Source organism: Comamonas thiooxydans, from assembly GCF_000964545.1.
Lineage (GTDB): Bacteria > Pseudomonadota > Gammaproteobacteria > Burkholderiales > Burkholderiaceae_C > Comamonas > Comamonas thiooxydans.
In genome coordinates this window covers 180,606-193,955 of the sequence record NZ_BBVD01000003.1, presented here as the reverse complement: position 1 = coordinate 193,955, position 13,350 = coordinate 180,606, and the positions used below count along the sequence as shown (strand labels likewise).

The window sequence follows — 13,350 nt, the reverse complement described above, 5'->3', positions numbered from 1 at the left end:
GCTGTGTCTCCTCGGTTCTTAAGGAAGGTTAGCGGTTGCGCTGGTTCATGAAGACCAGCTTTTCAAACAGGCTCATATCCTGTTCGTTCTTGAGCAGCGCGCCAACAAGGGGTGGCACGCTGACCTTGCCTTCCTCGGATTGCAGAGCCGATGCAGGAATCTCCTCGGCGACCAGCAGCTTGAGCCAGTCGATCAGCTCGCTGGTCGAAGGCTTTTTCTTGAGGCCGGGCAGATTGCGCACATCGTAGAAGACCTTCATGGCGGCATTCAGCAACTCACCCTGCAGCTTGGGGAAATGCACGTTCACGATCTGGCGCATGGTGTCGGCATCGGGGAACTTGATGTAGTGGAAAAAGCAGCGGCGCAAGAAGGCGTCAGGCAGCTCTTTTTCGTTGTTCGAGGTGATGAACACCAGCGGGCGGTGCTTGGCGCGGATCATCTCGTGCGTCTCGTAGCAATAGAACTCCATGCGATCGATTTCGCGCAGCAAGTCGTTGGGGAACTCGATGTCGGCCTTGTCGATCTCGTCGATCAGCAGGGCCACGGGGCGTTCCGCCGTGAAAGCCTGCCAGAGCACGCCCTTGACGATGTAGTTGTGAATGTCCTTGACGCGTTCATCTCCCAACTGCGAATCGCGCAGGCGGCTCACGGCGTCGTACTCATACAGGCCTTGCTGTGCCTTGGTGGTGGACTTGATATGCCACTGCAACAGCGGCATGTCCAGCGCCTGGGCCACTTCCTCGGCCAGCATGGTCTTGCCCGTGCCGGGCTCGCCCTTGATGAGCAGAGGGCGCTGCAGGGTAGCGGCAGCGTTGACGGCCAGCATCAGATCTTGCGTGGCTACGTATTTGTCGGAACCTTGAAACTTCATGGGCGGTATCAGCGTAAGTATTGATAAGCGTGCGAAATTCTCACTGCCATAATCGTTTGCACTGCAGCAAGGCATTTGAGCACCCGTCTGAACTCTTGAAGGATTGTGCGCGCAAAATGATAAAAACTTGGACCACGGTATTGGCAGTAGTTGTCGCATCAGTGACCGGCGCGGCAAACGCCCAGGCTGTCAAGGGCGATGCAAAGGCTGGCGAGGGCAAGATCGCCATGTGCATAGGCTGTCATGGCATCACCGGTTATCAGGCCAGCTTCCCTGAGGTTTACAAGGTGCCGATGATCGGCGGGCAGAACGAGGCCTATATCGTCTCGGCTCTGAATGCCTATAAAAAAGGCGAACGAAAACACCCCACCATGCGTGGCATTGCCGACTCACTGAGCGAGCAGGACATGGCCGATGTGGCGGCCTTCTATGCAGGTCATGGCAAGGCCAAGGACGGCAAGGCCAAGGAGGCGAACCCTGCTGTCACGGCGCTGCTGCAAAAAGGCGCCTGCTTCTCCTGTCACGGTGAAGGCTTTTCAAAGCCGATTGACCCGTCCTATCCCAAGGTGGCAGGGCAGTATTCGGACTATGTTTTTCGCGCCTTGCAGTCATATAAAACCGATGGCAATCCGCTCATCGGACGCAGCAATGGCGTGATGGCCGGCATTGCCAAGCAGTTCAAGAACGACGAGCTGCAGCAACTCGCCAAGTACATCGGTAGCCTGGACAGCGAGATGCAGGTAGTGGCGCAGCCGCACTTCCGCCTGGGCCAGAAATAGACCTTGTTTCAGAAAAAGCAAAAGCCCGTGAAGACGGGCTTTTGCTTTTTCTCAACGGGATGCAGCTCAGGGGCCCGGTACCCGGGGCTTGGAGGATGCAGAGCTGGAGCCCTCCTGCAGCGATTGTGTCATCTCCCCGCCGGAGGCTGTGCAGCGCATCAGGGGGTACTTTTGAAACTGCCGTCGGTGGTGGCCAGACGCTGCACTCCGGCGACATAGGCTTCGCCATCAGGCGGGCGTCCCGAGCGCTGGCTTTCCCAGAGCATCTGGCCCAGGCATTCCATGGCGGCGTGATGGGCGTCATGCAGATCACGCTTCTTGGCCAGCAACTCAACCGCCTGGCGGATGCCTCGTGGCGAGTCCACGCTGCACTGCTCGCTGATGGACAGATGCATGGACAGGTGCAGAAACGGGTTGGTGCGCTCGGGCTCTGAGTCATAGTTGCGCGCCACGGCGGCATCCATGTCGGAGAGCTCATCGAAATACTCGGGGTGCTCGTCTATCCACAGGCTGGCCAGCGTCTCGATGGCCTCCATGGGCGCGCCGCTGATCATCTTGGCGCGCACACCGCAAAAAAATCGCCGTACGTCGGCTTGACTGGGGTTGAACATGATGGCGCGCAGCGTATCACGGCTGCCGGGCATCAGCCGGACTGTGGTCTTGCTCGCTGGCCAGGGCGGTATCTGGTGTTTCTGCGTTGTCAGCCAGGAGATCGGCACGTTCCTTGGCCATTTGCTCCACCAGTTGCTGGCGGCCCTGCTTGGCCACCGCAATCAGCTGGTTCTTGTCCTTGTAATGCGGGTACATGCGCTCGGCCAGAGCCAGATTGTGCTCCCTGAAGCGTGCCGTGATGCGTTTGGCCTCGGCCGGACTCTGACCTAACAGTTCCAGCACCGACTGGGCCGAGATCAGGCTGGACTCGAACACTTCACGCTGGGCATGCTCCACACCCAGGTCGCGCAGTTGGAACCAGTGATTGAGATCCCGGGTGCGGGCCACGATCTCCAGGTTGGGGAAATGCTTGCGTACCTGGCTGGCTATCTTGAGGGACTGCTCGGGAGTGTCGACGGCAATCACCAGTACATGAGCCTTGGCTGCGCCCGCAATGCGCAGCAGGTCCATGCGAGTGGCATCGCCGTAAAACACCCGGTGGCCATAGATCTGCGCGGCCTCCAGCATTTCCACGCTGTGGTCCAGGATGGTGGGGCGTATGCCCTGGGCCAGCAACACGCGAGCCACGATCTGGCCGTAGCGGCCGAAGCCGGCAATGATGATGGGCGAGTCCTGAGGCTCGGAGATTTCCTGGGCCTTCTCCATGCCGCATTCCTCGTCACTGATGGTGGAAAAGCGGCGCAGCAGCAGTTTGTCCAGAAGCACCAGCAGCAGCGGGCCCAGCAGCATCGACAGAGCCACGGCCGCGACCAGCATGGACGAGACGCTGTGGCGAAACACCTTGTACTGCGCGGCTGTCTGGAACACCACAAAGGCGAATTCGCCGCCTTGCGCCAGCATCAGCGTGAACACCGGGCGTTCGCGCCAGGGAATCTGCATGAATTTGGCCAAGCCGAAGATCATCACTGCCTTCAGTGCAATAAAGCCCGTCACCATGGCGGCCATGGCCCAGGGAGACTGGAGGATGACGCCAAAGTCGATGCTCATTCCCACGGCCATGAAGAACAGGCCCAGCAGCAGTCCTTTGAACGGCTCGATATTGGTTTCCAGCTCGCTGCGGTATTCGCTGTCGGCCAGCAGCACGCCGGCCAGGAAGGCGCCCAGCGCCATGGACAGGCCCACCTGTGTCATCAGCATGGCGATGCCTACGACCAACAACAAGGAAGTGGCGGTGAAGATCTCGGGAGTCTTGCTGCGCGCAATCCAGCGCAGCAGAGGTTGCAGCAGCAATCGGCCACCGATGATGACGGCGCCAATCGTGCCCACGGTCTTGAGAATGGCCAGCCAGACATGGCTGTCGCCGTGGCTGCCATGGGCAGCCTTGTAAGCACCCAGAATCGGAATCAACGCCAGGATGGGGATGGCCGCCACGTCCTGGAACAGCAGGATGGAGAAGGCTGCCTGTCCGCTGGGAGTACGCATCAGATTGCGCTCGGCCATGATCTGCAGGCAGACAGCGGTGGACGACAAGGCCAGGCCCATGCCCGCAATCAGGCTGACGCGCCACGACAGACCAAAGGCCCATGCGGCCAGAAACAGAATGCCGGTGCAGACCGCCATTTGCGCCATGCCCCAGCCGAAGATCGGTCGCCGCAGCTCCCAGAGGCGCTTGGGCTGCAGCTCAAGTCCGATCACGAACAGCATCAGCACCACGCCGAACTCGGCAAAGTGCAGGATGTCGTCCACATTGCGCACGAGGGCAAAACCCCAGGGACCCATGGCAATGCCTGCGCCCAGGTAGCCGATGATGGCTCCCAGGCCCAGGGCTCTGGCGATGGGGACGGCCAGAACCGCCGCCGTAAGATAGATGAAGCCGTAAGTCAGCCAGATGGGAGAGCCGTGTTCCATGGGAATGTTATGTGGTGTTAACCCTAGCGGGATTCCATTTTGGCACCCGCAGCCAAGCGTCAGATTTTTGACAGAAAGAAAAATGGCACGAATGTTTACCTGGTGCTTATAGCGTCAGGTCAACCATGCGTCTGCAAGTTGATAGCGCAACTTTTAAGATAGGCGCTTTGTGACTGGCGCTTTAGATCGGCGTTTGGAGTGAGTATGGATCTGCACACCTGGTTTGCTTTTTTTGTGGCCTCCTGGATCATCGCGGTTTCGCCAGGGTCGGGGGCTGTGCTGTCCATGAGTCATGGCCTGTCCTACGGCGTGCGCAAGACCAGCGCCACCATCATGGGTCTGCAGCTCGGGCTGCTGCTTATCTTGTTGATAGCAGGTGCCGGCGTGGGCTCGCTGCTCATGGCGTCCGAGTTGGCCTTCAATGCCGTCAAGATCGTGGGTGCCGGCTATCTCATCTATCTGGGCATCAGCCAGTGGCGCTCCGGCGGCTCGCCGCTGGCAGCGCAAGAGGCCGTGCCCGAGGCCAGTCTCAAAAAGCGCGTACTGATGGGCTTTCTGACCAATGCCACCAATCCCAAGGGCATCATATTCATGGTGGCCGTGCTGCCCCAGTTCATGACCACCAGCCGTCCTCTGGCTCCGCAACTGGCGATTTTGGCCGTGACCATGCTGGCGGTGGACACCACGGTGATGCACGGCTATGCCGCAGGCGCCAGCGCCTTGCGCGGCCTGATGCGCAGCGCACGCGCCATGCGCAACCAGAACCGCGTGTTCGGCGGCCTGCTGATGGCCGTAGGCACAGGCCTGTTTTTTGTTCAGCGCTCCAGCGAAGCCTGATCCGCTTTAAAAAGCGTAGCTGCAAGCGTATGAATAGATTGAGCCAGCGGCATATTTGATCGAATAATCTAGGGTAAGCCCCTTGTCCCGCGTCAGACATGGCACAGGGCAGGGGGCTTCTACATTGGGGGTATGAAAACCTTTCGCTCCTACTCCGAAGTGCTGGCCTCGATTGGGCAGGAAGTCGCCGTCAGCGACTGGATCACCATCACACAGGCCCAGATTCAAATGTTTGCCGATGCCACGGGCGATCAGCAGTGGATCCATACCGACCCCGAGCGTGCGGCTCAGGGGCCGTTCGGCGCGCCGATTGCCCATGGCTTTCTCACGCTGTCCCTGCTGCCTCAGTTCTTCGAAGGCACTTTCAAGATAGAAGGCGCCAAGATGGGAGTGAACTACGGGCTCAACCGTGTGCGCTTCATGGCCCCGGTGCCTGTCAACAGCCGCTTGCGGGCCCGCATGACATTGCAGGCGGCGGAGCGCATCGAGCCGGCCGGCGTCCAGATGACCTGGCTGGTGACGGTGGAGCGCGAGGGCAGCGACAAGCCTGTGTGCGTGGCTGAGTCGCTGGCGCGCAGCTTTGGTGCGGCGGCCTGATTCGCGGTGTAATTTTCAAGCCATGAAAAAAGCCCCTTGGCTTGCGCCTTGGGGCTTTGTTATTGAGCCGCACCTCGCAAAGCAGGGTGCTGCGCAGAGTCCGTCATTCGCCATAGTTGTCCAGCAAACCGGCCTTGCCTGCGGCAATGGTTTCCTGGCGCACTTGCTCACGGCTGAGGTTGCTGGATTGCTGTTGCTGGGACAGGGGCAGATAGGCATCGCCAACGAGTTGCAGCTGGCCCTTGGCCATGGCGTCCTGCACCTGGGCATTGACCTGGGCACGGGTCAGGGTGGATTGACTTGCAACTTCGGGAGGGTAGTGATCGCCGGTGAAGTCAAAGCTTGCAGCCTGTGCAGCGGCGGCGGACATGGCCAGGGCGGCAACGATGGCAAAGCGGTTGGCGTATTTCATGATTCGTCCTTTGGTACGTCGGGCCTGCAGTCCTGGCGGATATCGTCGGTCGGCTGCAAGTCCATGGGTCGTACTTTAGGACGATCTAATTGCGAGAAAAACCCCTTGTTGCGCAACTTATTGTTCCGAAAATAGAGACAATAAGCGGGAACTTAAAGAGCTGTCTTGGGCTCTGCAAGGGCAGCTCCCGCGAAGCCCTGCTGGCGCCAGGCTTCGAACACTGTCACGGCCACGGCATTGGATAGGTTCAGGCTGCGCTGAGATGCCAGCATGGGCAGGCGCAGTCGCTGCTCGTTGGGGAACTGGGCGCGCACCTCGGGTGGCAGGCCCTTGCTTTCAGAGCCAAAGACCAGCCAGTCGCCAGCTTTGAATTCCATGGCATGGGCCGGGCTGCTGCTATGCGTGGTCATGGCGAACATGCGCTCGCGCTGCGGCTGACAGGTTTCGAGGAAGGCGTCCCAATTGGCGTGGCGGGCCACATTGGCGTACTCGTGATAGTCCAGTCCGGCGCGGCGCATATGCCGGTCTTCCATGGAAAAGCCCAGCGGCTCGATCAGATGCAGGCTGCAACCCGTATTGGCGGCCAGACGGATGACATTGCCCGTGTTGGGAGGGATTTCGGGCGCCACAAGAACGATATGAAACATGGGGCGCTATTGTGCAGCCCGGCTTTTACCCACGCTGCCGCCTCCGCAGTTCCAGACTGGCGGATATGGGTCAAGGCGTGCGTGCCAGCACGACTGCGCTGACCGATGCCGCGCCGGCCGATAGCAGGCAGCCTGCCAGTGCATCCAGCGTGGCGCCGGTGGTCATCACGTCGTCGAGCAGCAAAATCTCCCGTCCTTTCACCAGAGCCTGTCGAGCCGGGGTGAGGCTGAAAATGCCGCGCAGCTGGCGCAGTCTTTGTTCCCGGCTGGAGGCATGTTGGGGCAACTCCAGATGTTGGCGCTGCACAGTCTCGCTCAGCAAGGGCAAAGGCCTGTCGTATTGCTCCGAGAGGGAGCGTGCCAGCAACAGGCTGTGCTCAAAGCCGCGCTCGCGCACGCGCTGTGCGGAGGCCGGCATGGGCAGCAAGGCATCGCAGGCCCGCAACTGCTCCCTGACTTCAGGGTGACTGGCCATCAGCCTGCCCAGGCTGCGCGCCAACCCCAGATCGGCCTGAAATTTGTAGCGTGTGATGAGGTTTTGCCAGGGGTAGGCATAGTCCAGCGCGGCGGTGCAGCGCTTGAGTCGGGGTGGTTGCTTGAGGCAGTTGCCGCAGAGGCTGACCAGAGCCGGCAGCGGCAGGGCACAGCTGTGGCAGCGGTGCTTGTGCTGGGCCCAGCGTGCATGGCAGTCGCGGCAGATACGCGGCCCCGGCCAGCGTCCACAGACTGCGCACTGGCTGGGCAAGGCATCCAGCCATCGCTGCTGCTGGCGGCGCAGGTGTGAAAGCCATGTCGCATGAAGGTCGGGCATGGAATCAATATACTCGCGCCGCATTGATCTTCTTTCCGGCAGTTGGTGAGCTGAACGCTTATTCGGCCATCTGCCCGCTTCTGTCTGCCCATGTCCCACGCCCTGCCTCCCACCATTGATTCCATCGCTGCAAACCATTGGCAAATGGCCGCTCCGGCCGAATCCCCCTGGTTGCACGAGGAGGTGGCCAGCCGCATGCAGCAGCGCCTGGACTGGATCGTGAAGCCGCCTGAGACCTGGTGTCACTGGGAGCCGGTGCGAGGTGGCATGCAGGCACACCAACTGCTGCGCGAGCGCTATCCGCAGGCCGAATGCACGATCTATGAACCCGTAGCCCGCCGCGAGGCCGTGGCCCAGGACAAGCTCGGCAGCCGCTGGTGGCAGCTCTCGCGCTGGAAGGGGGCTGCCGTGCAGATGGGAGCGCCCGCAGATGCCAGCATGGACATGCTCTGGGCCAATATGCTGCTGCATACGGCAGCCGATCCGCAGACTCTGATCGAGCGCTGGCACAAGGCACTCAAGGTCGATGGCTATGTCATGTTCTCCTGCCTCGGGCCGGATACCGTGCAGCAGCTGCATCGGCTCTACGCCGAACTGGGCTGGGGGCCGGCAGGTCATACGTTTACCGATATGCATGACTGGGGTGACATGCTGGTGCATTCCGGCTTTGCCGAGCCGGTGATGGACATGGAGCGCATCACCCTGACCTTTGCCACGCCGCAGCGTCTGTTGCAGGAACTGCGCGAACTGGGCCGAAATCTGCACCCAGGGCGTTTTGCCGGTCTGCGCGGCCGTGGCTGGAAGGCCGAGCTGCTGCAGAAAATGGCGGAGCGCTGGGCCGACAAGCAGCCCGATGGACAGCTCTCGCTGACCTTCGAGATCGTTTATGGCCATGCCTACAAACCGCAGCCCAAGCTGCGTCTGGAAGCCAACAGCGCCGTGTCGCTGGAAGACATGAAGGCCATGCTCAAGCAGCCCCGCAACACGGGTTTGCGATAGCACATCTGTCGTTTTCCGGTCATTGATTCGACACAAAGCTGCCTACAATTTCCCCAAGTTATTTCATGGATAGCAGCAATCCTTCGGGCTTCTCTCCTGCCTGAAGGAAACCAGACAGTGCGGCCCAAGCCGCCAGGGGAGATATCGGGTGTTTCGCTTTGCCAAGGGGACTGGCCAGCGGGTTCGACAGCGGCCGGTTTTCGCATTTCATCATCACCACAAGCCAGCCTTTTGCTGCGCTGACGCATCCCTGTGCCCGGCGGTTGTCGCGGTGCAGGGGCGTTCCATCTTCTTCCCTTCTGTCTTGGCTGCCAGGCCAGTTTCAGCCATGTCCGGCACTTGCCGTGAGATGCGCTTGCCAGTACGAGTTTCAAGTCCGGTCAGGCCTGCCTACGCAAGGTCGATTGGCATGGGTTTCCGGTACATGCATTAGTGAATGCGCGCAGACAGTGCTATCAAATTCTGGGGCATGCTGCGTTGAAGTTCGCGAGGTAGTGTGAGTGTCACAGCCTTCTGGCCGGCAGCGGCACGAAGCGGTGTGAGCGAGTGGACAACTGAGGCTTAGAGGTAAGTGAAAACGATGAAAAACATTTCCACCAAGCTGGTTCCCTGGAGTTTGGCCTTGGCGGCGTGGGGTAGTTCCATGGCCTATGCGGCGCAGGATCTGCCGGGAGGCCCTGCCGTCAACCAGCTCAATCTGCATCCGCCAGTGACACGCATTGCCGTGGAGCAGCACTGGTTGCACTGGATGATGCTCATCATCTGCACGGTGATCTTTATCGCGGTGTTCGGGGTGATGTTCTACTCCATCTGGAAGCACCGCAAATCCCAGGGGGCCAAGGCCGCGAACTTCCATGAATCGGTCAAGGTGGAAGTGGCCTGGACGGTGGCTCCCTTCATCATCGTGATTCTGATGGCGCTGCCCGCCACCAAGGTGCTGGTGGCGCAGAAGGACACGACCAATGCCGACCTCACCATCAAGGCCACCGGCTATCAGTGGAAATGGGGCTATGACTATCTGAGCGGCGAGGGCGAAGGCCTGGGCTTTGTTTCCACGCTGGATAACGCCCAGCGCCAGATGTCCAACAGCGGCGATGTGAGCAACGCGCCCAACGACTATCTGCTCAGGGTCGACAACCCGCTGGTCGTGCCCGTGGGCAAGAAGGTGCGCATCATCACCACGGCCAACGATGTGATCCACTCCTTCATGGTGCCGGCCTTTGGCATCAAGCAGGACGCGATTCCCGGCTTTGTGCGCGATACCTGGTTCAAGGCCGAGAAGACCGGCGACTACTACGGCCAGTGCGCCGAGCTGTGCGGCAAGGAACATGCCTACATGCCCATCCATGTGAAGGTGCTGTCTGCCGAAGCCTATACCGCCTGGGTGGCCGGAGAGAAGAAGAAGCTGGCCGCCAAGGCCGATGATCCGAACAAGGTCTGGGTGCTGGCCGATCTGGTGGCACGCGGCGAAAAAGTCTATGCCGCCAACTGCGCTGCCTGCCACCAGGCCAATGGCAAGGGAGCCGGTCCCATCAAGCCGCTGGACGGCAGTCCCGTGGTCCTGGGCCCCACGGCCGACATGATGCACGCCGTGCTCGAAGGCCGCGCCAACGGTGCCATGCCGGCCTGGAAACAGCTGAGCGACACCGAACTGGCCGCAGTGGTGACCTTTGCCAAGAACCACTGGAGCAACCAGACCGGTCAACTGGTGCAGCCCGCCCAGTTCGTGGCAGCGCGTGGCGGCAAATTCCCTGAAGGCGGAGGCCGTGCTGCACCCGCAGTTCCTGCGGCTGACTCTGCAGCCCCTGCGCAAGGTGCAGCCGCTGCTGCCAGCGACGCCGGCCCTTATCAAGTCTTTTTCGAGACCGGCAAGAGCGTTCTGGACGACAAGGCCCAGGCTGCGGTGAAGAAGGCGGCCGAGTACTGGAGTGCCCACAAGGACGGCAAGATTGCTCTGTCGGGCTTTGTGGACTCCACCGGCAACGCCGACAAGAACGCGGAGCTGGCCAAGGAGCGAGCCAAGGCCGTGGCCAAGCTGCTGGAGGACAGCGGCATTGCGGGAGACCGCATCGAGCTGCGCAAGCCCGAGACCATCACGGCTGCGGCAGGCGCGGACCAGCAGGCACGCCGTGTTGACATCACGGCCGCGAAGTAAGCCCCGGGTATAGAGACCGATTGGAGAAAAGAATATGAGCGCCGTAGTTCCTCCCGTCCACACCCATGAGGGCCATGGTCACGACCATGGGCACGACGACCATCACCACGCCATGCCCTCTGGCTGGCGCCGCTGGCTGTTTGCCACCAATCACAAGGACATCGGCACGATGTACCTGCTGTTCTCCTTCACCATGCTGATGGTGGGAGGCATTCTGGCCATGCTGATCCGTGCCGAGCTGTTCGAGCCCGGTTTGCAGATCGTCAACCCCGAGCTGTTCAACCAGCTCACCACCATGCACGGTCTGATCATGGTGTTCGGCGCCATCATGCCGGCCTTCGTGGGCTTCGCGAACTGGATGCTGCCGCTGCAGATCGGTGCGTCCGACATGGCGTTTGCGCGCATGAACAACTTCAGCTTCTGGCTGCTGATTCCTGCCGGCATCATGCTGGTGGGCTCGTTCTTCATGCCCGGCGGTGCGCCTGCGGCCGGCTGGACGCTGTATGCGCCGCTGACGCTGCAGATGGGCCCTTCCATGGACACCAGCATCTTTGCCATGCACATCATGGGTGCCAGCTCCATCATGGGCGCGATCAACATCATCGTCACCATCCTGAACATGCGCGCGCCCGGCATGACGCTGATGAAGATGCCGCTGTTTGCCTGGACCTGGCTGATCACCGCCTACCTGCTGATCGCCGTGATGCCGGTGCTGGCCGGCGCCATCACCATGACGCTGACCGATCGCCACTTCGGCACCAGCTTCTTCAATCCTGCGGGCGGCGGCGATCCGGTGATGTACCAGCACATCTTCTGGTTCTTCGGCCACCCCGAGGTCTACATCATGATCTTGCCGGCCTTCGGCATCGTCAGCCAGATCGTGCCTGCCTTCAGCCGCAAGAAGCTGTTTGGCTACACCTCCATGGTCTATGCCGTGGCGGCGATTGCCATCCTGTCCTTCATCGTCTGGGCCCACCATATGTTCACCACCGGCATGCCGGTCACGGGTCAGCTGTTCTTCATGTACGCGACCATGCTGATCTCCGTGCCCACGGCCGTGAAGGTGTTCAACTGGACGGCCACCATGTGGCGCGGCTCTATGAGCTTTGAAACCCCGATGCTGTTCGCCGTGGGCTTCATCTTCGTGTTCACCATGGGGGGCTTCACGGGACTGATCCTGTCCATGGCGCCCATCGACATCCAGCTGCAGGACACCTATTACGTGGTGGCCCACTTCCACTATGTGCTGGTGGCAGGTTCGCTGTTCTCCATGTTTGCCGGCTATTACTACTGGTCGCCCAAGTGGACGGGCGTGATGTATTCCGAAACGCGCGGCCGCATCCACTTCTGGGGCTCGCTGATCTTCTTCAACATCACCTTCTTCCCCATGCACTTCCTGGGTCTGGCCGGCATGCCGCGTCGCTATGCCGACTACCCCATGCAGTTCGCCGACTTCAACATGATTGCCTCCATCGGCGGCTTTGGCTTCGGTCTGATGCAGGTGTACTTCTTCCTGTTCGTCGTCTGGCCCGCCATGCGCGGTCATGGCGAGAAGGCACCGCAAAAACCCTGGGAAGCGGCCGAGGGCCTGGAATGGGAAGTGCCTTCTCCGGCTCCGTTCCACACCTTCGAGACGCCACCCAAGCTCGATGAAACCGCGACCAAGGTGATAGCCTGAGGAGGCGCGTATGACGACACAGGAGCAACGCAAGAACAACCTGAGGCTGGGGCTGATCCTGGCCTCCACGGCTGCCGTGTTCTTTATCGGCTTTGTGGTGAAGATGGCCTGGCTGCATTGAGGCAGCCCGATGGCAACCGAGTGGAGGAGCTTGAGGTGAGCATAGCCAAGGAAAACGCGAAGATGGTGGGCAAGCTGGCGATCGTTGCCCTGGGCATGTTTGCGTTTGGCTATGTGCTGATACCCATCTACAAGCATATCTGCGAGCTGACGGGCATCAACATCCTGTCGCTGTCCGAAAAGCAGGTGCCCGGCGCCGGCGTGGCGGGCCGCGACGTGAAGCTTCCGCCCAACAGCCAGATCGACACCAGCCGCACCATCACCGTGGAGTTCGATGCCAATGCTCGCGGTCCCTGGGACTTCAAGCCGGCCATGCGTTCGGTGCAGGTTCACCCCGGCGAGCTGGCCACGGTGATGTATGAGTTCCAGAACGTGCAGAACCGGCGCATGGCCGCCCAGGCCATCCCCAGCTATGCACCGCGCCAGGCCACGGCCTTCTTCAACAAGCTGGAGTGCTTCTGCTTTTCGCAGTACACGCTGGAGCCCGGCGAGAAGCGTGAATGGCCGGTGGCCTTCGTCATCGATCCGCGCATCTCCAAGGATGTGAAGACCATCACGCTGTCCTACACATTCTTCGAGGTCGGCGGCAAGACCCCGGCAGCGCCCGATGCCAGCACGGCTGCGGTCGTCACGCCCGGAGGCAGTTCATGACTCAGGACGTCAAGAAGACCGGATTCTGGCGCAGCATTGTTGCCGTCGCCTGGGCCATGCTGGGCGTACGCAAGGGTAAGGAGTACGAAAAGGATTTCGCCAGCATCACGCCGCTGCATGTGATTGCCGTGGGGCTGGTGGCGATTTTTGCCTTGGTATTAGCGTTGATATGGATCGTCAACCTGGTCGTTTAGCCTTGGCTGAAACAGGTGTGGCGAATGCAGTGCAAGTGATAGTGGAGCGTCGGTCAAAACAACGATCAACAGAGTCAGG

General features: G+C 60.7%; 15 protein-coding genes. 9 read left to right on the top strand and 6 right to left on the bottom strand.

The annotated features are described in order from the left end of the window. Positions 1 to 28 precede the first annotated feature (28 nt). Positions 29 to 871 carry an AAA family ATPase gene (locus tag Cth01_RS04660; RefSeq protein ID WP_003071243.1) on the bottom strand — a complete coding sequence of 281 codons (843 nt, stop codon included), beginning with the start codon at positions 869 to 871 and terminating at the stop codon, positions 29 to 31. A gap of 116 nt (positions 872 to 987) precedes the next feature. Between Cth01_RS04660 and Cth01_RS04655 the strand changes: the two genes are divergently transcribed. Continuing rightward, positions 988 to 1,650: a c-type cytochrome gene (locus tag Cth01_RS04655; protein WP_034363567.1), complete on the top strand. Its 663-nt coding sequence runs from the start codon at positions 988 to 990 to the stop codon at positions 1,648 to 1,650. Positions 1,651 to 1,808: 158 nt separating this feature from the next. Here Cth01_RS04655 and Cth01_RS04650 read toward each other — a convergent pair whose 3' ends face one another. Together Cth01_RS04650 and kefC are read right to left on the bottom strand one after the other, a co-directional pair. Then, positions 1,809 to 2,261 (bottom strand): DUF1841 family protein, encoded by a 453-nt coding sequence (locus Cth01_RS04650; RefSeq protein WP_034353992.1) that lies wholly within the window; start codon positions 2,259 to 2,261, stop codon positions 1,809 to 1,811. A 16-nt stretch (positions 2,262 to 2,277) separates the two neighbouring features. Further along, entirely contained in the window at positions 2,278 to 4,170 is a 1,893-nt protein-coding gene (kefC, locus tag Cth01_RS04645; protein WP_034396417.1) for a glutathione-regulated potassium-efflux system protein KefC, read from the bottom strand. 204 nt (positions 4,171 to 4,374) lie between these two features. Between kefC and Cth01_RS04640 the strand changes: the two genes are divergently transcribed. After that, positions 4,375 to 5,007, top strand: coding sequence for a LysE family transporter (locus Cth01_RS04640; RefSeq protein WP_034353858.1), 633 nt, complete (start codon positions 4,375 to 4,377; stop codon positions 5,005 to 5,007). Positions 5,008 to 5,139: 132 nt separating this feature from the next. After that, complete coding sequence (locus Cth01_RS04635) at positions 5,140 to 5,604, top strand: MaoC family dehydratase (protein WP_034353854.1); 465 nt, start codon at positions 5,140 to 5,142, stop codon at positions 5,602 to 5,604. 103 nt (positions 5,605 to 5,707) lie between these two features. On the opposite strand, the gene Cth01_RS04630 is transcribed toward Cth01_RS04635, so the two are convergent. From Cth01_RS04630 to Cth01_RS04620, 3 genes are all read right to left on the bottom strand, one after another. After that, positions 5,708 to 6,016 (bottom strand): DUF4148 domain-containing protein, encoded by a 309-nt coding sequence (locus Cth01_RS04630; RefSeq protein WP_034353851.1) that lies wholly within the window; start codon positions 6,014 to 6,016, stop codon positions 5,708 to 5,710. A 152-nt stretch (positions 6,017 to 6,168) separates the two neighbouring features. Beyond that, positions 6,169 to 6,663, bottom strand: a complete 495-nt coding sequence (gene trmL, locus Cth01_RS04625; protein ID WP_034404833.1) for a tRNA (uridine(34)/cytosine(34)/5-carboxymethylaminomethyluridine(34)-2'-O)-methyltransferase TrmL — start codon at positions 6,661 to 6,663, stop codon at positions 6,169 to 6,171. A gap of 70 nt (positions 6,664 to 6,733) precedes the next feature. Then, positions 6,734 to 7,474 (bottom strand): ComF family protein, encoded by a 741-nt coding sequence (locus tag Cth01_RS04620; protein WP_045838624.1) that lies wholly within the window; start codon positions 7,472 to 7,474, stop codon positions 6,734 to 6,736. A gap of 90 nt (positions 7,475 to 7,564) precedes the next feature. On the opposite strand from Cth01_RS04620, the gene Cth01_RS04615 reads away from it, so the two are divergent. The 6 genes from Cth01_RS04615 (at position 7,565) to Cth01_RS04595 (ending at position 13,271) form a co-directional block, all read left to right on the top strand. Then, positions 7,565 to 8,473, top strand: coding sequence for a class I SAM-dependent methyltransferase (locus tag Cth01_RS04615; protein ID WP_045838623.1), 909 nt, complete (start codon positions 7,565 to 7,567; stop codon positions 8,471 to 8,473). A gap of 580 nt (positions 8,474 to 9,053) precedes the next feature. Then, entirely contained in the window at positions 9,054 to 10,628 is a 1,575-nt protein-coding gene (gene coxB / locus Cth01_RS04610) for a cytochrome c oxidase subunit II (RefSeq protein WP_045838622.1), read from the top strand. A 34-nt stretch (positions 10,629 to 10,662) separates the two neighbouring features. Continuing rightward, entirely contained in the window at positions 10,663 to 12,306 is a 1,644-nt protein-coding gene (gene ctaD / locus Cth01_RS04605; RefSeq protein ID WP_003071270.1) for a cytochrome c oxidase subunit I, read from the top strand. Positions 12,307 to 12,316: 10 nt separating this feature from the next. Next, positions 12,317 to 12,427 carry a cytochrome oxidase small assembly protein gene (locus Cth01_RS24160; protein ID WP_211267687.1) on the top strand — a complete coding sequence of 37 codons (111 nt, stop codon included), beginning with the start codon at positions 12,317 to 12,319 and terminating at the stop codon, positions 12,425 to 12,427. Positions 12,428 to 12,462: 35 nt separating this feature from the next. Beyond that, a complete protein-coding gene (locus tag Cth01_RS04600; RefSeq protein ID WP_034353987.1) occupies positions 12,463 to 13,077 on the top strand; it encodes a cytochrome c oxidase assembly protein in 615 nt (204 codons plus the stop codon). Then, positions 13,074 to 13,271, top strand: coding sequence for a DUF2970 domain-containing protein (locus Cth01_RS04595; RefSeq protein WP_003071276.1), 198 nt, complete (start codon positions 13,074 to 13,076; stop codon positions 13,269 to 13,271). Before Cth01_RS04600 ends, Cth01_RS04595 begins: the two co-directional genes overlap by 4 nt. The last annotated feature ends 79 nt before the right edge of the window (positions 13,272 to 13,350 follow it).